Raw genomic sequence first — 26,448 nt, 5'->3', positions numbered from 1 at the left:
TCTCCACCATCGAACGCGGCAAACGCCGCGACGACGACTTCACCCACACCTACCGCCAATGGCTCCTCACCACTTGACAACCCATAGGAGCATCATCGGGACGGACGAAGGTCTCCACTCCTCACCCCCACGACGCGAAATGCGCGGATCGTCCACAAAACCGGTCTTCCCCGGCATGACGCACGCGCGGCGACGGGCAATCTGGCCTCGCTCCGGTATCCGTCGGGCACACGGATGCCGGAGCGCACACCCCGAGGAAAGGAATTCACCATGAGCGACCACATCACCCTCGTCGGCAACATCGTCGGCGACCCCGAAGAACGCGCGACCCGCGGAGGCGACTCCATCGCGGCCTTCCGCCTGGCCGTAAGCGAGCGCCGATTCGATCGCGAGCGCGGACAGTGGATCGACGGGCACACCAGCTACTACGCCGTGTCGGCGTTCGGCGAACTCGGACGGAATGCGCTCGCGTCGATCCGAAAGGGCGAGCGCGTCGTGGTCTCGGGACGACTCCGCCTCCGCGAATGGGAGAACGAGACGAAGCGCGGTGTGAGCGCCGACGTGACAGCGGATGCGGTCGGACACGACCTTCGCTGGGGGACCACGCAGTTCCAGCGAACGCCCCGCGGCGAAACGGCGCGTTCCGAGCCCGACGAGACGCCGGCGGCGTCGAACGATGAATGGGCGGCTCCGACCGCTCCGAGCGAGCCTGTCGCCCCACCGCCGGGTGAGGAAACGGCCGAGCGTGAACGAACCGCGATCGAAGTCGCGGACGCCACGCCCTTTTGACCAGAATGCCGCGAGGCGGCGTGAGCCGTGAGCAGCTGGGCGCGCGGCCCAGGGCGATCAGCCCGGGCGGCCGCCCGAGCGCCCACCAGGGGCGCCCACCCCGGACCGCCGATCATGAGCGCTGGCCGTGGGGTGCGCATCACGGGCGCCCGCCGTGGGCGTGGGAAGCGCGGTCGGAGAAGGTCCGTAGAATCGAGCACGTGTCTCGCCCCTCTGGTCGTCTTCTCGCTCCCGCAGCGCTCGTCGCTCTCCTGGCCTTGAGCGGATGCACCGGGGCATCGCCCGAGCCCGCTCCGGTTCCGGCGACGACCGCGCCGGTGGGCTCGTCGGCGCCCGCCTCGTCGCCGACGGCCGCCCCCGCGCCGACATTGGAGCCGAACGGCTCAGCGGTCGACAACCTCCCTTACTTCTCGCAGATCGTCGCGGGCGTCGCGGGGGGGCCGAATCCGGTTTCCGGTCGCGCGTACATCGATGCGCTCGTTCAGGGCGGCTTCGACAAGGCCGCGATGCAGGTGACGCAAGACGAGTCGACGATCGGAAACCCCGCCGAGAGCATCGAGTTCTCGGTGAGGTGGGGAGACCAATGCCTCGTCGGGCAGGTTGGGCCGTCGATCGGCGCTCCCGTGAGCACAGTCCTTCCGGGACTCAGCTCCGGGGGATGTCTGATCGGTCAGACCCGTCCCATCGACTGGTGACGAGCCGTCCCGTCGAGAAGCGTCGCACTGCCGTGCACGCCCTCTCGCGCGGCTCTCTCCACCGCGGGCGCTGATCGACATCGGGGAGGCGAGCAACGGCACGGGCGCCAGATGTCCGTGCGCCCCGTAGACGCGCGGGAGCCCGGCCGCCGCTCCCGCGGGCCATAGACTGGTCAGGTTATGGCGGAATACATCTACTCCATGGTCCGCGCGCGCAAGGCCGTGGGCGACAAGCTGATCCTCGACGACGTCACGATGTCGTTCCTCCCCGGTGCCAAGATCGGCATGGTCGGGCCGAACGGTGCCGGTAAGTCCACGATCCTGAAGATCATGGCCGGTCTCGACACCCCCTCCAACGGAGAGGCCCGGCTGAGCCCGGGCTTCACGGTCGGCATCCTCATGCAGGAGCCCGAACTCGACGACAGCAAGACCGTCCTCGAGAACATCCAGGACGGCGTGGCCATCAAGCCGAAGCTCGACCGGTTCAACGAGATCTCGGCCCTCATGGCCGACCCGGATGCCGATTTCGACGCGCTGCTCGCCGAGATGGGCACGCTGCAGGAAGAGATCGACGCGGCCGACGGCTGGGACCTCGACTCCCAGCTCGAGCAGGCGATGGACGCCCTGCGTACGCCGCCGGCGGATGCGAGCGTCGTCCCCCTCTCGGGTGGCGAGCGCCGTCGCGTCGCGCTCGCGAAGCTGTTGCTGCAGAAGCCCGACCTGCTCCTCCTCGACGAGCCCACCAACCACCTGGACGCCGAGAGCGTGCTCTGGCTCGAGCAGCACCTGAAGGCCTACAAGGGCGCCGTCATCGCCATCACCCACGACCGGTACTTCCTCGACAACGTCGCGGAGTGGATCGCCGAGGTCGACCGCGGTCACCTCTACCCCTACGAGGGCAACTACTCCACCTACCTCGAGAAGAAGGCACAGCGTCTCGACGTCCAGGGCAAGAAGGACGCGAAGCTCCAAAAGCGCCTGAAGGAAGAGCTCGAGTGGGTCCGCTCCAACGCGAAGGGGCGCCAGGTCAAGTCGAAGGCGCGTCTGGCGCGCTACGAGGAGATGGCGGCCGAGGCCGAGCGCACCCGGAAGTTGGACTTCGACGAGATCCAGATCCCCGCGGGTCCGCGCCTGGGTAGCATCGTCATCGATGCCAAGAAGCTCGAGAAGCGGTTCGGTGACCGGTCGCTCATCAGCAACCTCAGCTTCAACCTGCCGCCGAACGGCATCGTCGGCGTGATCGGCCCCAACGGTGTCGGAAAGACCACGCTCTTCAAGACCATCGTCGGCCTCGAGCCCCTCGACGGCGGCACCCTGAAGATGGGCGAGACGGTCAAGATCAGCTACGTCGACCAGTCGCGCGCCAACATCGACCCCGAGAAGACGCTGTGGGAGGTGGTGTCCGACGGCCTCGACATCATCACCGTCGGCAAGACCGAGATCCCCTCGCGCGCCTACGTCTCGAAGTTCGGCTTCAAGGGACCCGACCAGCAGAAGAAGGCCGGCGTGCTCTCGGGTGGTGAGCGCAACCGCCTGAACCTCGCGCTCACGCTCAAAGAGGGTGGCAACCTGCTCCTCCTCGACGAGCCGACCAACGACCTCGACGTCGAGACGCTGAGCTCGCTCGAGAACGCGCTGCTCGAGTTCCCCGGCTGCGCCGTGGTCATCACGCACGACCGGTGGTTCCTCGATCGCATCGCCACGCACATCCTCGCCTACGAGGGCACCGAGGAGCACCCCGACCAGTGGCACTGGTTCGAGGGCAACTTCGAGGCCTACGAGGCGAACAAGATCGAGCGCCTCGGTGCCGACGCCGCGAACCCCTCGCGCTCGACTTACCGCAAGCTCACGCGTGACTGACGACGTCGCTTCGGTGACCCCCGACGAGGGTCCGGCATCCGCCGGGCCCTCGCGGGTTCATGTCCCCATCCACCTGCGCTGGGGCGATCTGGACGCGCTGGGCCACGTCAACAACACCTCGATGCTCAAGCTCCTCGAAGAGGCGCGTTTGCGGGCATTCTGGTTCAGCGACGGTGAGGGTGAACCCCTTCCGACCGCGGTGTTCGACATGGACGTGCTCGACAGCGGGGGCGACCGCGCCACGCTCATCGCGCGCCAAGAGATCGAATACCTCCGCCCGGTCCCGTACAGCCAGCGTCCCCTGGACGTGCGCATGTGGATCGGAGCGATGGGCGGCTCGAGCGCCGACATCTGCTTCGAGGTGTACAGCCCCGTCGGCGACGCCGAGCCGATCCTGTACGCGCGTGCCACGGCGGTCGTCGTCCTCGTCGACACCGCCAGCGGACGACCGATCCGCTGGAGCGAGACCGAGCGCTCGGCGTGGGCGCCCTACGTCGGCGCGCCCATCGAGTATCGCCGTCGGTCCGGCCGCAGCTGACCACGACGAAGCGAACGGATGCCGAGGTCTCGGCATCCGGATCAGTCGCGGGGCACCCGCACCATGACCTCTTGCGCGACGCTCGCGACGAGAATGCCGTCGCGCGTGTAGATCCGCCCCGTCGAGAGGCCGCGCCCGCCGCGCGCGTTCGGCGACTCCTCCACGTACAGGAGCCAGTCGTCGACACGGCCTGGACGGTGCCACCACATCGCGTGATCGAGGCTCGCGACGCGCAGCCCGGGAGTGTTCCACGCGACGCCGTGCGCGCGCATGATCGACTCCTGGATGGTGAGGTCGCTGAGGTAGGCCAGCGCAGCGCGGTGAACGGCGCGATCGTCGCTGATGGGGCGGCGCAGCTTCATCCACACCGCCTGCCGCGGGACGTGCGGACCCTCGGCGGACGAGTACAGCGGCGATGTCACATGGCGTACTTCGACGGGGCTGGCGGACAGCAGGCGTCGGCTGATCGGATGCAGCGCGTCGACCTCGAGAGCAGGGATGGCCTCAGGGGCCGGGATGCCCGCGGGCATCGGCTCGAAGTGCTCGAGTCCCGGGTCGTCGTCTTGGAACGACGCGATCATCGAGAAGATCGGCACACCGGACTGGAACGCCTGCGTCCGCCGTGTGGAGAAGGACCGACCGTCGTGGATACGGTCCACCGAGAACGTGATGCCGTCCGTCGGGTCGCCCGGCCGGAGGAAGTAACCGTGCATCGAGTGCACCGTCCGCTCGGGCGGGAGCGTGCGAGAGGCGGCCACGATCGTCTGCGCGAGCACCTGTCCGCCGTAGACACGACCGGTGGGCATCGGCTGCGACACACCCGTGAAGATGTCCTCGGTCGTCCGGGCGCCGGCGTCGCGGAGATCGAGCACCGCGAGGAGGGACGCCACGGGATCGTTGGCGTCGGTCACGCTGACTCCCGTTCCGGCGCGGCGTACCCGCACCGCTTGATAGTTTAGGGCGGGTGTCCGCGCGCCTGTTGTTCCCCGACCCGCAGGCGGCAGCCGACCTGCTCACCTTCGCCTCCCGGGCCATCCGTCTCGGCGACGGGACGGTCCGTCTGCGTGCCGCCGGCGGCGTCCTTGCCACGACCGCGGCTCCGCTCGCGCCGCGCGGCTTGTTCGACGCGACGCCGACGGTGCTCGGGATGCGCGTCTCCGCGATCGATCCGGAGCTCGAGTGCGACCTCGTCGTCGAGGCATCCGCGCTGCTGCCGGCCCCGGACGACGCGTCCGCCGTCGTTCTGCCCGAGACGGCGACCTCGCCGGCCTGGGCCGGTATCTCGCCTCCGCGGAGTGGATGGGAGCAGACGGATGCCATCGACGCCGCCGTTCTGGCATCCCGTGCCCAGTACGGGGTCGCCGCCGTCGCGGATTCCCTTCCCACGGATGCCGGCGAGGACGTCGTCCGGGCGGTTCGCGCGCAGGTATGGGGACAGCCCGACGAGGCGCTCGGGGGACTGCCCCTCGGTACGGCCTTCGCCGCGTTCGCGCTCGGGTTCATCGCCGGAGAAGAGCAGGCGCCCGTGCGCACGAGCGGCGCGTGGACGCGCGTGACCCTGACGAGGGGACACGTTCTCGTCCGCGGACCGGTGCGTTCGGGACTCACCGCCGTGCGCGCGACCGGGAGCTGATTCAGGCAACGCAAAGGCTGCGTCCCTAGGGTGGAAGCAGCAAGGGGAGTACTCCCGTCGCGATGCATCCGTCATCACGAGGTCACCGTTGGCCTCCGGGTGCGTCGGGCCGGTTTCGGCGGAGGAGACCTTGACGTCGCATCTGTGTGCTGCCCGTCGAGAGGTGCCCTCATGGTCTCGTTCTCCCGCCTGTTCGATCTCGCGTCGAAGGCCGTCGACAAGGCGTCGTCGTCCGGCGCGGGTTCGCGTCCCGCCCCCGGTGGTCGCGATTGGCGCGACATGGTCCGCTCCGCCGCGGATGCCGTCACCGGCGACCGGCGCGGAGATGCGCCCGCGACGCCCGCGCCCGCCACGCCGGGCCGCTACGCACCCCCTCCGGCCGCAGCTGCCTCCGGGGGCAGCGCGCACCCTGGACCCGCTTCCCCCGGAGTCTCGGCTGAGGCGCTGTCAGCCGAGGATCGCGCAGCGATCGCCCGCTACGACTACTTGCTGCGCACGGCCGACCCCGACCGGATCGAGCAGATGCACCGCGAGGCCTTCGCCCGCCTGACACCGGCGCAGCGTGCGCATGTGCGGGCGCGGATGGACGCCGAGCTCGCGCCGCACGAGCGGCCTCGCTCCGACGCCCCGGACGATCTCGCGCGCACGGCGACTCGGACCGAGGCGACCCGGCCGGGACGGATGGCGGGCCTCCTGGCCAAGGCCGGTCGTGGAGGACTCGTCGGGGCCGGCGTCGTGGGCGCAGGAGGACTGCTGGCGGCCGTCGCCGGCGGCGCTGTCGTCAGTGCCGTCGCTGCGCCCCTGCTCGCTCAGGCGGGACAGATGGGCGTCGACTTCGCGGGGCTCGCGGAGGGCGTCGACGTCGAGGCGCTGGCATCCGGTGTCGACCTCGCCTCGCTCGCCGAGGGATCCGGGATCGGCGAGTGGGCGGGTGGCGCTCAGGACGCCGTGAACGGGTTCGGTGAGCAGCTGTCGGGCTTCCAGCTTCCCGGCCTCGACGACATTCTCTGACGCCGTTCGCTCACCCGCACCGCGCGCGCAGGCTCAGGCGGCGCGCGGAGTGGGTGATCCGCACGGGACGGCCGCGCAGGAGAGGGCAGGTGACGCGCTCAGTCTGCAGCGCGGAGGGGGAGCCCGGTGTCGGGTCGACCGCCCTGCTGAGGCCCGATGCCCCGCGCCTCGAAGGTGTTGACCATCGCATACGCGGCACGCTCGAGGTAGTCCCAGAGGGGCGCCTCGAACGCGGGTGGGAGGGCGATCTCGTCCACCGCGGCACGCATGTGTCGCAACCATCGATCGCGCGCGTCGGGGTCGACGTGGAACGGCATGTGCCGCATGCGCAGGCGCGGGTGTCCGCGCGTCGCGCCATAGGTCGTCGGGCCGCCCCAGTACTGGGCGAGGAAGAGCGTGAGACGTTCGGCCGCGGGCCCGAGGTCTTCCTCGGGGTACATCGGCTTGAGCACCTCGTCGGTGGCGACACCGCGATAGAACGCATCGACCAGGCGGCGGAAGGTGTCCATCCCCCCGACCTGGTCGTAGAAGCTGACCGGCTCGCTCACGGGGTGTCCTTCTCGTCAGCCCGGACAGCGGGCGGGGTCGGCTTGGGCTGGTCGACGCCCGGCGCGTCCGGCAGGTTCACGACGGCCGTCGGGGTGTCGTCCCGCACGGCCTTCTTCTTCTTGACCCGGGGAGGCGCGTCGGACGTGTGGTCCTCGACCGTCTCGGACACCTCGAGCTTCCGACCGCGGGGGCGCCACCGCGGCCGCTCCGCGCCGGGAGCCACCTGCGTCTCCTTGGTCTTCGGCGGGTGCGCGCCCCGAACGCTCTGCGCGCCCTCGGGCCCGGTGAGCATGATCGAGTTGAGCTGCGGCAGTGCGATCCCCATCGCGTCGATCGCGCGCTTCAGCCGGGCGCGCAGCTCACGGGCCACGTCGTCTTTCGCACTCGATCGGGTCTTCATGACGAGCCGGATGACGAGGGCGTCGCCACTGATCGACTCCAGCCCCCAGATCTCGGGCTGCTCGATGATGCGCGAGCGCCACTTCGGCTCCTTCGCCATGGCCTTCGCAGCGGTGAGCATCGCTGTCTCGACATCGTCCAGATCGGCGTCCGTTGGAACGGCGAGGTCGATGATGACGCGCGACCACCCCTGCGACATGTTGCCGATGCGCGTGATCTCGCCGTTGCGGACGTACCAGAGGGTGCCGTTCACGTCGCGGACGTGGGTGATGCGCACGCTCACGAACTCCACGATCCCGGTCGCGAGGCCGAGGTCGACGACGTCGCCGATGCCGATCTGGTCTTCGGCGACGATGAAGATGCCGTTGAGCACGTCCTTGACGATGTTCTGTGCGCCGAAACCGAGCCCGGCGCCGACGGCGGCCGTCAACAGCGTGAGGGATGCCAGGGCGTCGGGAGCCACGATGGTGGCGATCCACACCAGGGCGACGACGACCAGGATCACGTTGACGATGTTCTGGAGGATCGTGCCGAGGGTTCGCGTGCGCTGGACGAGCCGGACGGCGCTCAGCGGCGATCTGTCGAGCGCCTGCGTGTCGTCGACCCGGGCCTTGCTCTTCGCTCCGTTGACGATGCGGTCGACGACGCGTCGGATGACCACGCGCAGAAGCCAGGCGGCGACGGCGATCCCGACGATGATGGCCAGGATCCGCAGCAGCACGCCTCCGAACCCGAGCAGCTGGCCGCCGATCCAGGTCCAGGTGTCGAGGCTCGTCAGGTTGCTCGGATCGACCGACGGAGAAGGGGTCGGCGTGGGGGACGGTTCGGGGACTTCGGCGAGAAGTGACATCCCTCCCATCGTAACGAGCGGCTCCTCAGCGCGGCCTGGAAACGACGGATGCCCCCGCTCCCGAAGGGGCGGAGGCATCCGAGCTGAGGGCGGACGTTACACCGCGTCGTGCTCCTGAACGGCCAGGGCGCGCTCCACTCCGGCGAGGTTCTCGCTCACCAGTCGGCGGAGCGCCGGCGCGGCGTCCTCGTGCTCGGCGAGCCAGCCACGCGTGGCGTCGCGCAGAGCCGCGCTCGCGAGAGCGGCGGGATACAGACCCACGATGAGGTACTGCGCGATCTGGTAGCTACGCGACTCCCAGATCGGCAGCAGCATCGCGAAGTAGGGCTCGACGAAGTCGGCCAGGACTTCGACGGTCGCCGGGTTGGTGAAGCCCGCAGCGGTGGAGCGCACGATCGTGTTGGGAGCGTCGGTGCGTTCGATGAGCGAGTCCCACGCCTCCTGCTTCGCCTCGTGCGACGGCAGCGACGCCTTGGCCATCGCCGCGAACTCTCCGCCCTTCGCCGTGTTGTCGGCGGCGCGCGCCTCATCGATTTCGGCCGCGGTGACGGCGCCCGCCGAGGCGAGCGACACGAGCAGCTGCCACGACAGATCGGTGTCGATGGTCAGACCCTCGAGCGTGATCTCCCCGTCGCGCAGGGCTTTCACGGTCTCGGCGTGCGCGGGAGTGGATGCCGCCGACGCGAACGCCGTGACGAACTGCAGCTGGCTGTCGCTTCCGGCCTCAGCCGCTTGCGCGAGCTGCCACAGACCGTCGGCGACGCGCTCGCGCGACGCCTCTCGCTTCTCGGGCGCGACGTACGAGTTCGCCGCGAGCTGCAGCTGGGCCAGCGTCGTGCGGACGGTGGTCGACTCGGTCTCGGAGCCGATGTTGCGCAGCACGAGGTCGAGGTAGTCGGTCGCCGAGGCCTCGGCATCCCGAGTCTGATCCCACGCGGCGCCCCAGACGAGCGAGCGCGCCAGGGGGTCGGAGATGTCCTTGAGGTGTGCGATGGCCGTGGCGAGCGACCGCTCGTCGAGGCGGATCTTCGCGTAGGCGAGGTCGTTGTCGTTCAGCAGGACGAGGTCGGGACGACGGATGCCGCGCAGTTCGGGCACCTCGGTGCGGTCGCCGTCGACATCGATCTCGACGTGGTGCACCCGCTTGAGGGCGTCGGCATCGTTCAACGAGTAGAAGCCGACGCCCAGGCGGTGGGGACGGATGGTGGGGTAGTCGGCGGGGGCGGTCTGCACGATCGCGAAGCGCGAGACGGTGCCGTCCGCGCCTTCCTCGATGAGCGGGGTGAGGGTGTTGACGCCCGCGGTCTCGAGCCACTTCTTCGCCCAGTCGCCGAGGTCGCGACCGCTGGTGGCCTCGAGCTCGACAAGAAGATCGCCCACCTCGGTGTTCGACCACTGGTGCTTCTGGAAGTACGCGGCGACACCGGCGAAGAACTGCTCGATGCCGACCCAGGCGGCGAGCTGCTTGAGCACCGATCCACCCTTCGCGTACGTGATGCCGTCGAAGTTGACCTGCACGTCCTCGAGGTCGTTGATCTCGGCGACGACGGGGTGGGTCGACGGCAGCTGGTCCTGGCGGTAGGCCCAGGTCTTCTCCATCGCGTTGAAGGTCGTCCAGGCGGCCTCCCACTCGGTGGCCTCGGCCGTCGCGATGGTCGACGCCCACTCGGCGAACGACTCGTTCAACCAGAGGTCGTTCCACCACTTCATCGTGACGAGGTCGCCGAACCACATGTGGGCGAGCTCGTGCAGGATCGTGACGACGCGGCGCTCCTTCACGGCATCCGTCACCTTGCTCCGGAAGACGTAGGTCTCGGTGAACGTCACCGCACCGGCGTTCTCCATCGCGCCCGCGTTGAACTCGGGCACGAACAGCTGGTCGTACTTGGCGAAGGGGTAGGGGAAGCCGAACTTCTCCTCGAAGTAGGCGAAGCCCTGACGGGTCTTCTCGAAGACGTAGTCGGCATCCAGGTACTGCCAGAGGCTCTTGCGCGCGAAGACGCCGAGGGGGATGACGCGGCCGTCGGCACTCGTCAGCTCGCTGTAGGTCGCCTCGTAGGGGCCGGCGACGAGCGCGGTGATGTACGACGAGATGCGCGGCGTCGCGGGGAAGTCCCAGCGGGCAACGTCGTCGGAGACGGCCACCGGCTCGGGGGTGGGGGAGTTCGAGACGACCTTCCAACGCGCGGGCGCCGTGACCGAGAACGTGAACTCGGCCTTCAGATCGGGCTGCTCGAACACCGTGTACATGCGGCGGGAGTCGGGCACCTCGAACTGCGAATAGAGGTAGACCTCGCCATCGACGGGGTCGACGAAGCGGTGCAGACCCTCACCCGTGTTCGTGTACTCGCAATCGGCCTCGACGACGAGCTCGTTCTCGGATGCCAGGTCGTCGAGCGCGATGCGCGAGTCGGCGAACACGACGGCGGGATCGAGGGTGCGACCGTTCAGCGTGACGGAGTGGACCGTTCGCGCGATGAGGTCGATGAACGTCGATGCGCCCTCGGTGGCGGCGAAGGTGACCACGGTGCGCGAGGAGAAGACCTCGTCGCCGCGGGTGAGGTCGAGCTGCACGTCGTAGGCGCGCGTGTCGACGATCGCGCGACGCTCCTGTGCTTCGATGCGGGTGAGGTTCTCTCCTGGCACTGGCGTACTCCCTGGGATGAGGGTGGATCGTCGCAGAAAGCGCTCACGCGGATGACGACGAACGCCGTCGGCGACGATGACAACCAGATAAGCCTAGTCACGAGATAACCCGCATCCTGCCCCGTCGAGCAGGTGGGAGGATGTCACGGTGAGCACGACCGACACGGACACCAACCCTGAGACCGTCCTCTACGCGTCGCCCGCCGCGGCGTCCGGACCCAAGTGGGTCGAGACCCCCGTGGCGTACGACGGTATCCTCCTCGCCGGCTTCGGCGGACCGGAGGGCCAGGACGACGTCATTCCCTTCCTGCGCAATGTCACGCGCGGGCGCGGCATCCCCGATGAGCGCCTCGAAGAGGTCGCCCACCACTACCGCCACTTCGGCGGCGTGAGTCCCATCAACCAGCACAATCGCGAGCTGAAGGCTGCGCTCGAGGCGGAGATCGCGAGGCGCGGCTTGGCCCTCCCCGTCTATTGGGGCAACCGCAACTGGGCGCCGTACCTCGAAGAGGCCGTGACCGAGGCCGCTGAGGCCGGCGACACCACTCTTCTCGCCATCGCGACGAGCGCCTACAGCTCGTTCTCGAGCTGCCGCCAGTACCGCGAGGATTACGCCCGCGTGCTCGAGGCCACCGGTCTCGGCGAGACGGTGACCATCGACAAGGTCCGCCAGTTCTTCGACCACCCGGGCTTCGTCTCGACCTTCGTCGAGGGCGTGAAGGCCGCCGTGTCCGAGTTCACGGCGGACGGCATCGCCCCCGAGAAGATCCGCGTCCTCTTCTCGACCCACTCGATCCCCACCGCCGACGCGCAGCGTTCCGGCCCGCGCGACGTGGACTTCGGCGAGGGCGGTGCGTACGAGGCCCAACACAAGGCCGTCGCGGCGTTCGTCATGGCCGAGGTGGCCGCGGCCGTCGCCGACGTCGAGTGGGAACTCGTCTACCAGTCGCGCTCCGGCCCGCCGACGCAGCCGTGGCTCGAGCCCGACGTCAACGACGTGATCGCGGAGCTTCCCGGCCGCGGGGTGGAGGCCGTCGTGATCGTGCCTCTCGGCTTCGTGAGCGACCACATGGAGGTGCTCTGGGACCTCGACACCGAGGCGATGGAGGCCGCCGAGGAAGCCGGCATCCGCGCGGTGCGCACGCCCACTCCGGGGATCGACCCCGCGTATGTGTCGGGCCTGATCGACCTCGTCGAGGAACGCCTCAAGGGCACCCCGAAGGCCGAGCGTCCGCATCTGACGGATCTCGGTCCCTGGTACGACGTGTGCCGGCCGGGGTGCTGCGAGAACATCCGCGCGGGGTTCAAGCCCGTCGCCGCGGGTCTGCGTCCCTGACGATTCCTCCGATGCCGCCGTTCTCCCCGGGGAGCGGCGGCGTCGTCATGTCCGGCGCCAATGTCGTCGGCCCTCAATAGGATGAGCGCATGCGAATCCACCTCGGCACCGACCACGCCGGTCTCGAATTCTCGACCCAGATCCAGCACCACCTCGCCGCGCAGGGGCACGAGGTCGTCGACCACGGTCCGATCGAGTACGACCCGCTCGACGACTACCCCGCGTTCTGCATCCGGGCCGCGCAGGCCGTCGTGCGCGATCAGGCCGACGGTGTCGAAGCGCTCGGCGTCGTGTTCGGCGGATCGGGCAACGGCGAGCAGATCGCGGCCAACAAAGTCCTCGGGGTGCGCGCGGCGCTGGTGTGGAGCATTGCGACGGCGGAGCTCGCTCGCGAACACAACGACGCGAACGTGATCGCGATCGGTGCCCGTCAGCACACGTTCGAAGAAGCGTCCTCGTTCATCGACCGCTTCATCGCCACCCCGTTCTCGGGCGAGGAGCGCCACGCCCGTCGCATCGCGCAGCTCGCGGCGTACGAGCAGGACGGCATCCTGCTGCCCGACCCCCGCGAAGGACGCGCGCAGGCCGACGTCCTCGCGGCGGGCGACTCGTTCGACCCCGAGGCAGGCTGATGCCCGAAGGGCATTCCGTCCATCGCATCGCTCGGCAGTTCGCGCGGAACATCGTCGGCCGCACCGTGTCGGCATCCAGTCCGCAAGGGCGATTCGCCGAGGGCGCGTCGGTGATCGACGGGCGCGAGGCGATCGACGTGCGCGCGGTCGGCAAGCAGATGTTCCTGGCCTTCGACGGCGACGTGTGGCTGCGCGTGCACCTCGGGATGTACGGCGCCTGGGACTTCTCGGGCGAGATCGCCGTCGACGCGACCATCGCCTCGGCCAACGGTCGCATGGGGCACACGAACCAGCGCGGCACCGTTCTCGATGAGGACCCGATCCTGGATGCCGCGGGCGAGAACTCCCTAAGCTCGATCGGTGCTCCGCGGCGCGCACGTGTGCGAATGTCGGAGCAGACCACGGGGCTCGAGGAGCAGGTCGAATGGCCGCCCCCGGTGGTGGGGGCGGTGCGGCTGCGGTTGCTCACCGACACCACGTGCGCTGACCTGCGCGGCCCGACGGCGTGCGTCCTGCAGTCCCCGGACGAGGTCGCCGCGACCATCGCGAAGCTCGGACCGGATCCGCTCGTCGACGACGTGGCCGAGGGTGAGGAGCGTTTCGTCGCGACGGTGAAGAAGAAGCCGACCGCGATCGGTCTGCTGCTGATGGACCAGTCCGTGGTCAGCGGGATCGGCAACGTCTACCGTGCCGAGATCCTCTTCCGCGCGCGGCAGAACCCGCACACGCCGGGGCGCGACGTGCCCGAGGAGGTCGTGCGCGAGATGTGGCGCGACTGGGTGCGGCTCCTCTCGATCGGGGTCGAGACCGGTCAGATGATGACGATGGACGACCTCGACCCCGAGGCGTACCGTCGCGCGATGGCGCATCGCGACGACCGGCACTGGGTGTACCACCGCGCCGGGCTGCCGTGCCGCGTGTGCGGGACGACGGTTCTGATGGAGGAAGCTGCCGGGCGCAAGCTGTACTGGTGTCCGCGGTGTCAGGCGTGACGGGGATTCCGGTCCCTTCGACAGGCTCAGGGACCTGATCCACGGGCTCGGGGACCTGGGCGGCGGCCCCGATGCCTGGGGCATCGCCGGAGACGCGCGGCGGAGGTGGCTGAGCCTGTCGAAGCCACCGGGACCGGCGATCTAGGCTGGAAAGGTGCGTCAGAACCCGAGCTTCGCGATGACCGACGTCGGCGAACTCCGCCGTCTCATCCAACTTCACCCGTGGGTTACCCTCGTCAGCCAGGGCGACGAGGGTCTCGTCGCCTCGCACTACGCCGTCATGCTCGACGACGAACGCGACGACCTCACGATCGTCGGCCACGTGGGCAAGCCCGACGACGCGATCCTCGGCCTGGGCGAAAGGGAGCTGCTCGTCGTCGTCCAGGGACCGCACGGCTACATCACGCCGAGGTGGTACGGCGACGTCCCGGCGGTGCCGACCTGGAACTTCGTGTCGGCGCACCTCTCCGGCATCCCGGAGCTGTTGAGCCCGGCTGAAAACCTGCGCGTTCTCGAGCGCCTGGTCGAGCGGTTCGAGGGGACCGGAGACGAGGCGCGCGGCCTGTACACGCTCCCGAACGACGTGGCTTTCGTCGAGCGTCTCGAGCAGGGCACCGTGGGCTTCCGGCTCACGCCCACGCGGGTGACCGCCAAGCGCAAGCTGAGCCAGAACAAGGCTCCCGAGGTCGTCGACACGATCATCGCGGGACTCACGGAGCACAACCCCGACTTGGCGGCCGAGATGAGCCGCGCAGCCTCCGCTCGGGTGCGACCGTGATCGGCGAGAGCGTCGGCTTCGTCCGCGCGGTGCGCGTCGCCGGTTCGGGCCGCGAGCTGCTGCCGACCCTCGAGCCCGTCGACCTCGTCATCGAGAACGGTCTCATCGCCGACATCGCGCCGACCGGCAACCTGAAGCCCACGGGGCTGGTCCTCGACGGCGAGGGCGGATGGATCCTTCCCGGGCTGTGGGATCACCACGTCCACGTGCTCCAGTGGGCGCTGGCCGCCGACCGCGTGCCGCTCGGCGAGGTCGCCTCGGCCCGCGACGCCGCCGCGATCATGGGACTCGCTCCCGAGAGCGACGGCCGCCGAATCGGCTCCGGATTCCGCGACGGGCTCTGGCCCGATGTCCCGAACCTCCGGATGCTGGATGCCACGACCGGCGAGGTTCCGACCTACCTCATCAACGCCGACGTCCACAGCGTCTGGATGAACTCCGCAGCCTTCCGGCGCGAGGGCTTCGAGCCCGTGGCATCCGGGATTCTTCGCGAAGAGGACGCGTTCGAGATCTCACGCCGTCTGAACGCGGTGGAGCCCGGAATCGCCGATCGTTCGGTCGAGCGGATGGCGAACGCAGCCGCCGCCCGGGGGATCGTCGGCCTCGTCGACCTCGACATGACCTGGAACGACGAGCCGTGGCAGAGGCGCGTCGCCGGGGGATTCGACACCCTGCGCATCTCGTACGGCACGTACCCGCAGCACCTCGACCGCGCGATCGCCGAGGGCCTGCGCACGGGCGACAGCGTGCGCGGGGCGACCCACGATCTCGTGCGCGTGGGACCGTTGAAGGCCATCACCGACGGTTCGCTGGGGACGAGGACGGCGGCCTGCGCTCATCACTACCCCGGCGAGGTCGACAACCACGGCCTGCTGACGATCGCGCCCGACGAACTGGTCGAGATGATGACCAGGGCGACGGCGGCGGGTCTCGAGTGCGCCATCCACGCGATCGGCGACATCGCGAACGCGCACGCGCTCGACGCCTACGCCCTGACGGGCGCGGTGGGCACCATCGAGCACGCCCAGCTCGTCGCGCACAGCGACATTCCACGCTTCGCGCGGCTCGGGGTCGCCGCGAGCGTGCAGCCCGAGCACGCGCTCGATGACCGCGACATGACGGATGCCATCTGGGCCGAGCAGTCCGCGCAGCCCTACCCCCTGCGGGCGCTGGCCGACAGCGGAGCCAACCTGCGCTTCGGATCGGACGCGCCGGTCGCCCCTCTCGACCCGTGGGCGGCCATGGCGTCGGCGGTGTTCCGCACGCGGGACGGCCGCGATGCCTGGCAACCTCACGAGCGAGTGAGCATCGAGACGGCGATCGCGGCATCCACCGTCGGCGGGTCGACCGCACCGGCCGAGATCGCGCCCGGGGCCCTGGCCGACCTCGTCGTCGTGGGAGCCGACCCCCTCACCGCCGACGAAAGAGGCCTTCGTTCGATGCCGGTTCGCGCAACGCTCCTCGCGGGCCGCGTCACCCACGGCGCCTGAGTCCCGCCGCGCACGAACGACGAAGGGGGCGATGCGGAAGCATCGCCCCCTTCGTGAGAGAGGTCCTACGCGGCGAGGTGCGCGAAGAGGAACCAGCGGTCCTTGTCGAGGCCGCGCTTGATCTCGATCGCGACGTCCTGGCTCGACATGTCGATCTCGTCGAGGCCCTCGATCGCCGCCTCGATGTCGACCAGAACGGCGTCGATGTCGGCGATGACGGCGCGGATCACGACGTCCGACGGCGCGAAGCCGGCGGGAACCTCGGTGGCCTTCGCCTTGGCCGCAACGGTCGACAGGCGGGAGTCGATCGGGAGCCCCAGGGCGACGATGCGCTCAGCGGCCAGGTCGGCCCAGTCCTGCGCGTGTGCGACGACGGAGTCGAGGAGCTCGTGCACGCCGATGAAGTTCGAGCCGCGGACGTGCCAGTGCGCCTGCTTGCCGTTGACGACGAGGGCCTCGAGGCCGATGACGACGGGGGAGAGGAACTGGGCGGTGCCGGCGGCCATCGTGGGGTCGACGGTGGTGGCGGCGGGGGTCTGAACGGTGCTCATTTTCTGCTCCTTCTCGCAGCGAACGAAGTCTGATGGATGTAACGCTACTCACGCAGGAGCATTCCGCAAGCAAGTTGAGGCTCGGCTAAATACCTGATGAATAGGCAATCCTCACCTCACTCGTCGCGTCGTCTGCGCCCGTCGACGCGCTCGTGTGAGGATCGGCACATGCCGCACAACACCCCGCGCACCGAGGCGTACGGAGATCATCCCGACCAATGGGTACGGATCGTCGGCGACGCCTCCGCTGAGCTCGTCTTCTGCTTCGTCCACGGAGGGTACTGGCGCCCGCGTTACACGGCTGAGCTGATGGAGCCGCTCGTCGAGCGCATCGCCCGCGGCGAGGGTGGCGTGGCCGCGATGAACATCGAGTACCGACGCGAGCGCGACATCGTCGCCATGCAGAGCGATGTGCGTACAGCGCTGCGGCGTGCCCGCCAGATCTTTCCCGACGCCGTTCGCGTGGTGGTCGGACATTCGGCCGGCGGCCACCTCGCCCTGGTGTGCGCTGACGAGGCCGAGCTCATCGTGGCGCTGGCCCCGGTGACCGATCTCGTCGGAGGGTACGCCGCCCGTATCGGCTCCGACGCGGTCGCCGAGCTCATGGGGACGTCCCCCTCGGAGAGACCCGCCGCTTACGACGCCGCGGCCCCTCGGCCCTCGCGGGTGCCGACACTCGTCGTGCACGGCGCCGACGACGACCGCGTTCCCGTGAGCCACGGTCGCGATTTCGCGCAACGCGCCCGCGAGACCGACGCTCCCGTCGACCTCTTCGAGTACGCGCACCTCGACCACATGCTGCTCATCGACCCGGCGGGGCCCCACTGGCCGGCCATCGAGGGCTGGGTGCGCAGCCGACGGCACGACCGACGAAAGGAAGCTTCATGACCATCGCCCCGGATGCTTCGATCCTCGCGCTCCCCGACGCGACACCCGACATCAGCGACGACGCTTTCGTGGCGTCCGGCGCTCGAGTGATCGGGGATGTCGTCCTGGGGCCAGGGGCGAGCGTCTGGTACGACGCCGTCTTGCGCGGGGACGGCGCCGCGATCGTCGTTGGGGCGCGGTCGAACGTGCAGGACAACGTTTCGATCCACGTCGACAGCGGACGCCCGGTCAGGATCGGAGCTGACGTGTCGATCGGGCACAACGCGGTCGTCCACGGCTGCACGATCGGCGACGGCTCCCTCATCGGGATGGGGAGCGTGATCCTCTCGGGTGCCGAGATCGGGCCGGGATGCCTCGTCGCCGGGGGAGCGGTGGTGCTGGAGGGGATGGTGATTCCGGCCGGGTCGCTGGTCGCCGGCGTCCCCGCGAAGGTGCGGCGAGCCCTGACCGAGGAGGAGCGAGAGAAGATCCGGCGCAACGCGGAGACGTACCTCGGGCACGCGGCGCGGCATGCCGACGCGCGAACCGTCGAGGAACGGATCGAGTGGGAGGACTGACGAGCGCTCGTGAGGGCGACACCGGCGAATCCGGCGCGTCGGTTGAAGCGTGCTCCTAACGCCGGGCAGGCTGGGAGCTTCGCCCGCAGACAGGAGATCCATGATCATCGCCATCAGCACCGCCCTCCCGCTTCTCGCCGCAGGCCTCCTGGTCCTCTGGACCGCGTACCGCGCCTCCCGACGGACACTGCCGCTGAACTTCTGGATCGGAGTGCGCACGTCGACGACCGTGCGCTCCGAGGAGGCCTGGACCATCGGACATGCCGCCGCCGCGACAGCGTTCTCGGTCGGTGGCATCGGGCTGATCGTCGCGGCGGCCGCCGCGGTGTTCGCGGGAGAAGAGTTCGCGATCTACGCCGCCATGGCAGGGTGCGCGTGGATCGTGCTGTGGATGATCATCGCCGCGGCCGCGGCCAACAAAGCTGCGGGACAGGTGGCCCAGGAGCCGTGACCAAGCCTGGAGGGGTGACGGCGCGGGGAGCTGCGCCGTGGCGTGACGCCGGTACTTTTGCGGTGTGGATGCCATCGACCAGGAATCGAGCGGGACGGTGTCGCTGGGCACGGAGTGGGCGACCGCGGAGGACTACTCGCGGGATCTGACCAGCCGGTCGGGTGGACGGGTTCGTCAGGCCGGGGCCTCGGTCGAATTCCTGGACTGGACGATCGACGGGCGCCGTCTTCGTTCGCTGCTGCGCCTTCCGTCGGGGCGGGTTCCCGACGAACGTACGCGGGTGCTCGCGGGGGAGGAGGGGCACCCGTGGGCGTCTGCGAGCCTCCTCGCCCTTCTCGAGGATCAGCACGAAACCAGAGACAGCCGGGTCCGTTACGACACGGGACGAACCGCCGTCCTGTACTGCCCTCAGTGCCAGGACCTCGGTTGCCCGGCAGTCACCGCGCACATCGAGTTCGACGAATCCACGGTGCGCTGGCGACAGCTGGGTTACGAGACCGAATTCTCGGAGTCACCGACATTCGAGACCTTCGATCGGATCGACCTGACGTTCGACCGCGTTCAGTACGAGGCCACGATCCGACAGCTTCTCGCTGTCTGGGGGCCCGGCACGTGGGACGGCCGGTGATGTGGAGGGGATGACGGGAATCGAACCCGCACCATCAGTTTGGAAGACTGAGGCTCTACCATTGAGCTACATCCCCGCGGCGGCGAACCGCAGCGTCCTCCACTCTACTTCACGAGCGGACGTGCCATGAACACCGCGTCGTTCCCGAGTCGTTCCGTGCCGCCCCTGTCGGCGGGAAACTCCGGATGCCGGGGGCGACAGCCCCCGCGACCTGATCGTCTAGACTCTCAGGGGTCGTTTCGTCGAACGCGCGCTGCGCGTCGCCCCGGGGCGTAGCTCAGCTTGGTAGAGCGCCCGCTTTGGGAGCGGGAGGCCGCAGGTTCAAATCCTGTCGCCCCGACGTGACGGCCCCCAGACCACAGGCCTAGCCGGCCCCCGCGTGCGCGCGGGCCACACAAGGAGAACACACCGCATGGTCAACAGCACCGTCGAGAAGCTCAGCCCGACCCGGGTCAAGCTCCACATCACGGTCTCGCCCGACGAGCTCAAGCCGAGCATCGCGCACGCGTACGAGCACATCGCCCGCGACGTGCAGATCCCCGGCTTCCGCAAGGGCAAGGTCCCCGCGCCGATCATCGACCAGCGCATGGGCCGTGGCGCCGTCATCGAGCACGCCGTCAACGAGGGTCTCGACGGGTTCTACCGCGAGGCCGTCGAGGCGCAGGAGCTGCGTGTCATCGGCCGCCCCAACGCCGAGATCGTCGAGCTCCCCGATCTCAAGGACTTCTCGGGTGACCTGGTCGTCGACGTCGAGGTTGACGTCCGCCCCGAGTTCGACCTTCCCGCTTACGACAGCATCACCGTGACCGTCGACGCCGTCGAGGCCGACGAAGCGGGGATCGACGCCGAACTCGACCGCCTGCGCGCGCGCTTCGGCACGCTCGTGACGGTCGACCGTCCCGCCGCGAAGGGCGACTTCGTCGAGCTCGACCTCGTCGCCACGATCGACGGCGCCGAGATCGACCGCGCCGAGGGCGTGTCGTACGAGGTCGGCTCCGGCGAGCTTCTCGAGGGCATCGACGAGGCCATCGACTCGCTCACCGCCGACGAAGAGACCACGTTCCGCTCGAAGCTCGTCGGCGGCGACCACGCCGGCGACGAGGCCGAGGTCTCGGTCAAGATCACGGCTGTCAAGGAGCGCGAGCTCCCCGAAGCCGACGACGACTTCGCGCAGATGGCATCCGAGTTCGACACCATCGCCGAGCTCCGTGAGTCGCTCAGCGAGCGCGTGTCGCAGCAGGCCGTCTTCACGCAGGGCTCCGCCGCGCGCGACAAGTTCATCGACGCGCTGCTCGAGGCCGTCGAGATCCCGGTCCCGCCGCAGCTCATCGAGGATGAGGTGCACAACCACCTCGAGGGCGAGAACCGTCTCGAGGACGACGTCCACCGCGCCGAGGTCACCGAGGCGAGCGAGAAGCAGTTCCGCACGCAGATGGTGCTCGACAAGATCGCGGAAGACGCCGACGTGCAGGTGTCGCAGGACGAGCTGACCCAGTACCTCATCCAGTCGGCCGCGCAGTACAACATGGCGCCGCAGGACTTCGTGAACGCGCTGCAGCAGGGCAACCAGCTCCCCGCGCTCGTCGGCGAGGTCGCGCGTAACAAGGCGCTCGCGATCGCGCTGGGCAAGGTCACCGTCGTCGACACCAACGGCAAGCCCGTCGATCTCACCGGCTTCGTCGCGGTTGAGGGCGAAGAGGCCGCCGCGGAGGACGAGGTCGTCGAAGAGGCGCAGGAGATCGCGGATGCCGCGGCCGATGCCGACGCCGTCATCGACGCCGAAGAGGCCCCCGCCAAGGCTCCGGCCAAGAAGCGCGCCCCCGCGAAGAAGAAGGCCGCCGACGCGCCCGCCGCTGACGAGGCCCCGGCCGAGGAAGCGCCCGAGAAGGCTCCGGCCAAGAAGCGCGCCCCCGCGAAGAAGAAGGCCGCGGACAGCGAGTGAGTCGTGACGAGGGGGCGGATGCCATGGCATCCGCCCCCTTTCGCGTTCCCGGGACCGCGCTACCGAAACGCGCACCCGAACAGAACCGTCGAGTGTCCAAGACACGCCGCAATGCCCGGTGGGGAAACGGCGTGTCTTGGACACTCGGCGGGCACCGCACAGAGAAGGATCGGGCCCATCATGAACGACTGGCAGAACCGAGTGGACGCCGTCTGGGCGGACGAGACCCTCACGCCCGGTGACGTGATCGAGCGGATCGACGCGCTCTCGAGCGAACGGCCGGAGGACGACGCGGTAGCCCTGTTCGAGCGAGCGGGTGCACGCGACTCCGCCGGCGTCGAGGCCGAAGCGGAGGCCCTCTACCGCCGTGCCCTCGCGCTCGGTCTCGACGACGAGCGCCGCACGCGCGCGACGATCCAGCTCGCCAGCACCATCCGCAACCTGGGCAAGACCGCCGAAGCCCTCGCGATGCTGCGCGCGGAGTACGAGCGCGAACCGCGCGGACCCCTGCACGACGCGGCTGCGGCGTTCTACGCGCTCGCGCTGGTGTCGAGCGGCGAGCCCGAGCGGGCGGCATCCATCGCCCTCCAAGCCCTCGCCCCGCACCTTCCGCGCTATACCCGGTCGGTGACCGGATACGCGCGAGAAATCGCCGACGACCGCGTCTGATCCGCCCGCGGCGAACACGGCATCCCGCCCCGGAACGCGCCGGTAGATTCGTTGCAGATCACCGGAAGAGGAGCACAAATGCCCGAACCCCTTATGGCAACGAGCGTCTTCGACAGGCTGCTGAAGGACCGCATCATCTGGCTCGGTTCGGAGGTGCGTGACGAGAACGCCAACGAGATCTGCGCGAAGATCCTCCTGCTCGCCGCAGAAGACCCGCAGAAGGACATCTACCTCTACATCAACTCGCCCGGCGGCTCGATCACGGCCGGTATGGCGATCTACGACACGATGCAGTTCGTGCCGAACGACATCGTCACCGTCGGTATCGGCATGGCGGCCTCGATGGGGCAGCTGCTGCTCACGAGCGGCACCAAGGGCAAGCGCTACATCACGCCCAACGCCCGTGTGCTGCTCCACCAGCCCCACGGCGGGTTCGGCGGAACGTCGAGCGACATCCAGACGCAGGCGCAGCTGATCCTCGACATGAAGCGCCGCCTCGCCGAGATCACCGCCTCGCAGACCGGCAAGAGCGTCGAGCAGATCAACGCCGACGGTGACCGCGACCGCTGGTTCACCGCTCAGGAAGCCCTCGAGTACGGCTTCGTCGACCACATGCGCGAACACGCCACCGACGTCACCGGCGGCGGCGGAACCGCGGCCTGAGTCGAGAGGAAAAGGACACCGATATGAACATCCCCACCTTCGGCGGCGCTGCGGCGCACATGCCTTCGAGCCGCTACGTCCTTCCTCAGTTCGAGGAGCGAACGGCGTACGGCTACAAGCGCCAGGACCCGTACAACAAGCTGTTCGAGGACCGCGTCATCTTCCTGGGCGTCCAGGTCGACGATGCCTCGGCCGACGACGTCATGGCCCAGCTGCTCGTTCTCGAGTCGCAGGACCCCGACCGCGACATCATCATGTACATCAACTCGCCCGGTGGCTCGTTCACGGCCATGACGGCGATCTACGACACGATGCAGTACGTCTCGCCGCAGATCCAGACGGTCGTGCTCGGACAGGCCGCGTCCGCGGCATCCGTCCTGCTCGCCGCCGGCGCGCCCGGCAAGCGTCTCGCCCTGCCCAACGCCCGCATCCTGATCCACCAGCCCGCGATGGGCGAGGCCGGTCACGGACAGGCGTCGGACATCGAGATCCAGGCCGCCGAGATCCTGCGCATGCGCACCTGGCTCGAAGAGACCATGGCCCGCCACACGGGTCAGGACGCGGCGAAGGTCAACAAGGACATCGATCGCGACAAGATCCTCTCGGCCCAGGAGGCGATGGAGTACGGCATCGTCGACCAGGTGCTGACCACGCGCAAGCGTCAGCCGGCGGCACTCACCGCCTGACGCCTCCCGCGTCGCTTCGACGCCCCGCAGACCCGTTTCGGTCTGCGGGGCGTCGTCTTGCGAGGATCACACCGGCCCCGTGCGCGCAAATGCCCTCTGTTCGCTCGGGCACGGGTTAGGCTCGTGGCACACAGGCGTGAGGGCGCCGGGTGACGAGGAGGAACAGGCATGGCACGCATCGGAGAAAGCGCCGATCTGTTCAAATGCTCCTTCTGCGGAAAGAGCCAGAAGCAGGTGCAGCAGCTGATCGCCGGTCCCGGTGTGTACATCTGCGATGAATGCGTCGAGCTCTGCAACGAGATCATCGAAGAGCGCATGGCCGAGTCTTCTGCGGGCGAGGTCGCCGAGTTCGACCTGCCCAAGCCTCGCGAGATCTTTTCGTTCCTCGAGGAGTACGTCGTCGGGCAGGAGCCCGCGAAACGCGCCCTCGCCGTCGCCGTCTACAACCACTACAAGCGCGTCCGGGCGCACGGGACCCTGCAGCCGGCCGAGGCCCGCGCCGAAGAGATCGACATCGCCAAGAGCAACATCCTGCTGCTCGGGCCGACCGGCTGCGGTAAGACCTACCTCGCGCAGACGCTCGCCAAGCGTCTCAACGTGCCCTTCGCGGTCGCGGATGCCACTGCCCTGACCGAGGCCGGGTACGTCGGCGAAGACGTCGAGAACATCCTGCTCAAGCTCCTGCAGGCAGCCGACTTCGATGTGAAGCGCGCCGAGACGGGCATCATCTACATCGACGAGGTCGACAAGATCGCGCGCAAGGCCGAGAACCCCTCGATTACGCGCGACGTGTCGGGGGAGGGCGTCCAGCAGGCCCTCCTGAAGATCCTCGAGGGCACCGTGGCGTCGGTCCCCCCGCAGGGCGGTCGGAAGCACCCCCACCAGGAGTTCATCCAGATCGACACGACCAACGTGTTGTTCATCGTCGCCGGGGCCTTCGCGGGCCTCGAGGAGATCATCTCCGCGCGCGTCGGCAAGCACGGCGTGGGCTTCGGTGCTCCTCTGCAGCGCAAAGAAGATGCGCCCGACCTGTTCAGCGAGGCGCTGCCCGAAGACCTGCACAAGTTCGGTCTGATCCCCGAGTTCATCGGTCGCCTGCCCGTCGTGGCATCCGTCTCGCCGCTCGATCAGGACGCGCTGATGGAGATCCTCACGGCTCCCCGCAATGCGCTCGTCAAGCAGTATCAGCGCATGTTCGAGCTCGATGGGGTGCAGCTGGAGTTCGACGAAGACGCGCTTCGCGCGATCGCCGACCTCGCTGTCGCCCGGAAGACCGGCGCGCGCGGCCTGCGCGCGATCCTCGAAGACGTCCTGGGGCCGATCATGTTCGATGTGCCTTCGTCCGACGACATCGCGAAGGTCGTCATCACGCGGGCGGCTGTCGAAGACGGTGCGCAGCCGACGATCGTCCTGGCACAGAAGCGCCGCAGCGCCTGACGCGCGTGGGGGCCTGGCGCGGCCGCGGTGCTTCGCTGTGCGTGCGACCGTTCACCGTCGGCGGGATCGCGCGCGGTGCACGACTTGTTCTTCGCGAGACGCCGGAGGTTGCACTGTCCCTCGCGCTCGACGCCCTGCGCGCGGAGCGTTTCGACCTCGGGGACGATCGCGTGTGGCCTGGGCGCTCCGGGAGCGCGATTCGGAGTGGATCGCTCAGGACGTGCGCATCGGCCACCCGGATCCGTCGTGGAACACCGGATTCGTGGATGCCATGCTGTCGGACACGCTTCTGACGGTGGTGCGGGTCTGACGGTGGTGCCGGGCCTCTGGCGGCACGCCACGTCGACGGTGGTCGTCGCCAGTGCGCGTCCTCACGAGCAGGGCTCGGAGGTGGTGATCTTCGCGCACGTGAGCGTCCGAGGCTGGACGTCGTCGAATGACGCGGCTCCGCTGCTGAAGGCGGCTCTGGACCGCGTCGAGGCATCCGCGAGGTGGTGTCGCGCGAGCCGATGCACGGCATTCCGAATGACGGAGCTCCGGCTTCGCAGTCCTTCGTGCGCGAGGTGCTCGGCTGGCGCTAGGGCGTATCGGGGGAGCTCTCACGCCCCTCCACCTCACCGATAAACGCCGTCCGCTCACATAAACGCGCTCTCCCCGCGTTTCTGCGCGCCAACAGCGTTTATGGATGCCGCGGCAGTTCGGCGGGCGCGGCCATCGACGCCGACCACCCCCAACGCGGACAGCCCACCCCGACGGCCCCGCTCCCGCCACCCGATGCCGGCGATCCCTCGCCCGCCACCCGCGCAGCGCACACCGTCGCCCGGGGATCCCTTCTGCACATCGGAGCAATATCCGGATCCATCCCCACCGGGGCTCCCGAGCCCCCGTCGATGTCGGACCCCCTCGCTAGCATGCACACATGCATACCGACGCCTCATCGACACCACCGGAAGGCGGGCCGCGAGCCCTGTCCGCGGTGCTCGGCGAGGTGCTCCGCACGGGCGCCGCGGTCGCCGCCGCGGAGGTGGCGCGCACCCGCGCCCTAGCGGAGGCGGGGCATCTCGCGCGGGATGTGATGGCCGAAAGGCCCTCGTCCTCGCGGGCCGCGGAGATGGCATTGCGCGAGGTTGCGTCGGAGATCGCGGCGGCCGAGCACGTCTCCGACCGGTCCCTGCAGACGCAGATCAACCGCGCCATGACCCTCGTCGACGACTACCCCATCACCCTCTCGGCGTGGGAGCAGGGCGCGATCACCCGCGCCCACGTGCACACAATCCTCGACATCGGCGCGCCCCTGCCCACCGAGGTCCGCGCCGAGTTCGACACCCTCGCAGTCGCCGCCGCCGACGGGCTCAGCCCGGGGCGGTTGCGCACCCGCCTGGCAGCGCTCGCCGAGAGCCTGCAACCCACGACGATCACCGAACGCCACCAGCGGGGCCGCGACACCCGCTGCGTAAGGGTCATCACGGGGCGAGACGGGATGTCCGACCTGATCGCGACCCTCCCCACGATCCTCGCCGTCGGCATCTACGACCGCCTCACGCAGCAGGCCCGCACGCTGATCGACTCGCGCGGCGATACTCCGACGTCGGCCACGGATGAGCGCACCACCGCGCAGGTACGCGCCGACATCCTCGCCGACCTCCTTCTCACCGCCGCCCCCGACGCCGACCCCACCCGCGCCGATGACGGCCCCGGCACCCTCGGCGCGATCCGCGGCCGTGTCCAGGTCGTCGTGCCCGCGCTGACCATGCTCGACCCGCAGCACGAGAACACCG

The 26,448-nt window shown here is 69.1% G+C and carries 27 protein-coding genes and 2 tRNA genes; 23 read left to right on the top strand and 6 right to left on the bottom strand.

The window, feature by feature from the left end:
- Positions 1-270 precede the first annotated feature (270 nt).
- The 4 genes from ssb (at position 271) to AB0O24_RS18760 (ending at position 3,882) form a co-directional block, all read left to right on the top strand.
- Positions 271-789: a single-stranded DNA-binding protein gene (ssb, locus tag AB0O24_RS18775; RefSeq protein WP_275800598.1), complete on the top strand. Its 519-nt coding sequence runs from the start codon at positions 271-273 to the stop codon at positions 787-789.
- Between the two features lie 200 nt (positions 790-989).
- A complete protein-coding gene (locus tag AB0O24_RS18770) occupies positions 990-1,484 on the top strand; it encodes a hypothetical protein (protein ID WP_275800600.1) in 495 nt (164 codons plus the stop codon).
- A gap of 180 nt (positions 1,485-1,664) precedes the next feature.
- Positions 1,665-3,344, top strand: coding sequence for an energy-dependent translational throttle protein EttA (gene ettA / locus AB0O24_RS18765; protein ID WP_058596072.1), 1,680 nt, complete (start codon positions 1,665-1,667; stop codon positions 3,342-3,344).
- Entirely contained in the window at positions 3,337-3,882 is a 546-nt protein-coding gene (locus tag AB0O24_RS18760) for a thioesterase family protein (protein ID WP_275800602.1), read from the top strand. Before ettA ends, AB0O24_RS18760 begins: the two co-directional genes overlap by 8 nt.
- Positions 3,883-3,923: 41 nt before the next feature.
- Here AB0O24_RS18760 and AB0O24_RS18755 read toward each other — a convergent pair whose 3' ends face one another.
- Positions 3,924-4,793 carry an acyl-CoA thioesterase II gene (locus tag AB0O24_RS18755; protein WP_363376965.1) on the bottom strand — a complete coding sequence of 290 codons (870 nt, stop codon included), beginning with the start codon at positions 4,791-4,793 and terminating at the stop codon, positions 3,924-3,926.
- A gap of 53 nt (positions 4,794-4,846) precedes the next feature.
- Between AB0O24_RS18755 and AB0O24_RS18750 the strand changes: the two genes are divergently transcribed.
- Positions 4,847-5,515, top strand: a complete 669-nt coding sequence (locus AB0O24_RS18750; RefSeq protein WP_363376963.1) for a hypothetical protein — start codon at positions 4,847-4,849, stop codon at positions 5,513-5,515.
- Between the two features lie 171 nt (positions 5,516-5,686).
- Entirely contained in the window at positions 5,687-6,526 is an 840-nt protein-coding gene (locus tag AB0O24_RS18745) for a cation-transporting ATPase (RefSeq protein ID WP_363376961.1), read from the top strand.
- A 98-nt stretch (positions 6,527-6,624) separates the two neighbouring features.
- On the opposite strand, the gene AB0O24_RS18740 is transcribed toward AB0O24_RS18745, so the two are convergent.
- The 3 genes from AB0O24_RS18740 to pepN all read right to left on the bottom strand — a co-directional run bounded on the left by AB0O24_RS18740 (position 6,625) and on the right by pepN (position 10,970).
- Positions 6,625-7,074 (bottom strand): globin, encoded by a 450-nt coding sequence (locus AB0O24_RS18740; RefSeq protein WP_275800610.1) that lies wholly within the window; start codon positions 7,072-7,074, stop codon positions 6,625-6,627.
- Positions 7,071-8,324: a mechanosensitive ion channel domain-containing protein gene (locus tag AB0O24_RS18735; RefSeq protein ID WP_363376958.1), complete on the bottom strand. Its 1,254-nt coding sequence runs from the start codon at positions 8,322-8,324 to the stop codon at positions 7,071-7,073. The genes AB0O24_RS18740 and AB0O24_RS18735 overlap by 4 nt, the downstream gene beginning before the upstream one ends.
- Positions 8,325-8,420: 96 nt before the next feature.
- Positions 8,421-10,970 carry an aminopeptidase N gene (pepN, locus tag AB0O24_RS18730; RefSeq protein WP_275800613.1) on the bottom strand — a complete coding sequence of 850 codons (2,550 nt, stop codon included), beginning with the start codon at positions 10,968-10,970 and terminating at the stop codon, positions 8,421-8,423.
- A gap of 148 nt (positions 10,971-11,118) precedes the next feature.
- Between pepN and AB0O24_RS18725 the strand changes: the two genes are divergently transcribed.
- The 5 genes from AB0O24_RS18725 (at position 11,119) to AB0O24_RS18705 (ending at position 16,198) form a co-directional block, all read left to right on the top strand.
- Positions 11,119-12,306: a ferrochelatase gene (locus AB0O24_RS18725; RefSeq protein ID WP_275800615.1), complete on the top strand. Its 1,188-nt coding sequence runs from the start codon at positions 11,119-11,121 to the stop codon at positions 12,304-12,306.
- A gap of 89 nt (positions 12,307-12,395) precedes the next feature.
- A complete protein-coding gene (locus AB0O24_RS18720) occupies positions 12,396-12,938 on the top strand; it encodes a ribose-5-phosphate isomerase (protein WP_275800617.1) in 543 nt (180 codons plus the stop codon).
- On the top strand, positions 12,938-13,930 hold the full coding sequence (locus AB0O24_RS18715; protein WP_275800618.1) for a DNA-formamidopyrimidine glycosylase family protein: 993 nt from the start codon (positions 12,938-12,940) through the stop codon (positions 13,928-13,930). Before AB0O24_RS18720 ends, AB0O24_RS18715 begins: the two co-directional genes overlap by 1 nt.
- Before the next feature lie 154 nt (positions 13,931-14,084).
- Positions 14,085-14,708, top strand: coding sequence for an FMN-binding negative transcriptional regulator (locus tag AB0O24_RS18710; protein ID WP_275800620.1), 624 nt, complete (start codon positions 14,085-14,087; stop codon positions 14,706-14,708).
- A complete protein-coding gene (locus tag AB0O24_RS18705) occupies positions 14,705-16,198 on the top strand; it encodes an amidohydrolase family protein (protein ID WP_275800622.1) in 1,494 nt (497 codons plus the stop codon). Before AB0O24_RS18710 ends, AB0O24_RS18705 begins: the two co-directional genes overlap by 4 nt.
- Before the next feature lie 65 nt (positions 16,199-16,263).
- Here AB0O24_RS18705 and AB0O24_RS18700 read toward each other — a convergent pair whose 3' ends face one another.
- On the bottom strand, positions 16,264-16,749 hold the full coding sequence (locus tag AB0O24_RS18700; protein ID WP_058596062.1) for a DNA starvation/stationary phase protection protein: 486 nt from the start codon (positions 16,747-16,749) through the stop codon (positions 16,264-16,266).
- A 168-nt stretch (positions 16,750-16,917) separates the two neighbouring features.
- Here AB0O24_RS18700 and AB0O24_RS18695 point away from each other — a divergent pair, with 168 nt between their 5' ends.
- The 4 genes from AB0O24_RS18695 (at position 16,918) to AB0O24_RS18680 (ending at position 19,273) form a co-directional block, all read left to right on the top strand.
- Positions 16,918-17,637 (top strand): prolyl oligopeptidase family serine peptidase, encoded by a 720-nt coding sequence (locus AB0O24_RS18695; RefSeq protein WP_275798670.1) that lies wholly within the window; start codon positions 16,918-16,920, stop codon positions 17,635-17,637.
- Positions 17,634-18,194, top strand: a complete 561-nt coding sequence (locus AB0O24_RS18690; protein ID WP_363376954.1) for a gamma carbonic anhydrase family protein — start codon at positions 17,634-17,636, stop codon at positions 18,192-18,194. The genes AB0O24_RS18695 and AB0O24_RS18690 overlap by 4 nt, the downstream gene beginning before the upstream one ends.
- Before the next feature lie 100 nt (positions 18,195-18,294).
- A complete protein-coding gene (locus tag AB0O24_RS18685) occupies positions 18,295-18,645 on the top strand; it encodes an SdpI family protein (RefSeq protein ID WP_363376952.1) in 351 nt (116 codons plus the stop codon).
- A 64-nt stretch (positions 18,646-18,709) separates the two neighbouring features.
- Positions 18,710-19,273 carry a hypothetical protein gene (locus AB0O24_RS18680; protein ID WP_363376950.1) on the top strand — a complete coding sequence of 188 codons (564 nt, stop codon included), beginning with the start codon at positions 18,710-18,712 and terminating at the stop codon, positions 19,271-19,273.
- Between the two features lie 2 nt (positions 19,274-19,275).
- Here AB0O24_RS18680 and AB0O24_RS18675 read toward each other — a convergent pair.
- Positions 19,276-19,349: transfer RNA gene (locus tag AB0O24_RS18675), tRNA-Gly, on the bottom strand.
- A 190-nt stretch (positions 19,350-19,539) separates the two neighbouring features.
- Between AB0O24_RS18675 and AB0O24_RS18670 the strand changes: the two genes are divergently transcribed.
- The 8 genes from AB0O24_RS18670 to AB0O24_RS18635 form a co-directional block, all read left to right on the top strand.
- Positions 19,540-19,613: transfer RNA gene (locus tag AB0O24_RS18670), tRNA-Pro, on the top strand.
- A 72-nt stretch (positions 19,614-19,685) separates the two neighbouring features.
- Complete coding sequence (tig, locus tag AB0O24_RS18665) at positions 19,686-21,215, top strand: trigger factor (RefSeq protein WP_363376948.1); 1,530 nt, start codon at positions 19,686-19,688, stop codon at positions 21,213-21,215.
- Positions 21,216-21,395: 180 nt separating this feature from the next.
- The gene (locus tag AB0O24_RS18660) at positions 21,396-21,884 is read left to right on the top strand and encodes a tetratricopeptide repeat protein (RefSeq protein WP_307386155.1); all 489 of its coding nucleotides are present in this window, start codon (positions 21,396-21,398) and stop codon (positions 21,882-21,884) included.
- Between the two features lie 78 nt (positions 21,885-21,962).
- Positions 21,963-22,547 (top strand): ATP-dependent Clp protease proteolytic subunit, encoded by a 585-nt coding sequence (locus tag AB0O24_RS18655; RefSeq protein WP_013586418.1) that lies wholly within the window; start codon positions 21,963-21,965, stop codon positions 22,545-22,547.
- A gap of 23 nt (positions 22,548-22,570) precedes the next feature.
- On the top strand, positions 22,571-23,233 hold the full coding sequence (locus AB0O24_RS18650) for an ATP-dependent Clp protease proteolytic subunit (protein WP_058596255.1): 663 nt from the start codon (positions 22,571-22,573) through the stop codon (positions 23,231-23,233).
- 168 nt (positions 23,234-23,401) lie between these two features.
- Positions 23,402-24,670: an ATP-dependent Clp protease ATP-binding subunit ClpX gene (gene clpX / locus AB0O24_RS18645; RefSeq protein WP_275799591.1), complete on the top strand. Its 1,269-nt coding sequence runs from the start codon at positions 23,402-23,404 to the stop codon at positions 24,668-24,670.
- A 172-nt stretch (positions 24,671-24,842) separates the two neighbouring features.
- Positions 24,843-24,980: a hypothetical protein gene (locus AB0O24_RS18640; protein WP_275799589.1), complete on the top strand. Its 138-nt coding sequence runs from the start codon at positions 24,843-24,845 to the stop codon at positions 24,978-24,980.
- A gap of 609 nt (positions 24,981-25,589) precedes the next feature.
- On the top strand, positions 25,590-26,448 hold an 859-nt coding region (locus AB0O24_RS18635; RefSeq protein ID WP_363376945.1), incomplete at its 3' end, for a DUF222 domain-containing protein.

Origin of the sequence: Microbacterium sp. NPDC086615 (assembly GCF_040686055.1) — a bacterium.
Lineage (GTDB): Bacteria > Actinomycetota > Actinomycetes > Actinomycetales > Microbacteriaceae > Microbacterium.
This window is presented reverse-complemented; position numbering and strand designations above follow the sequence as displayed.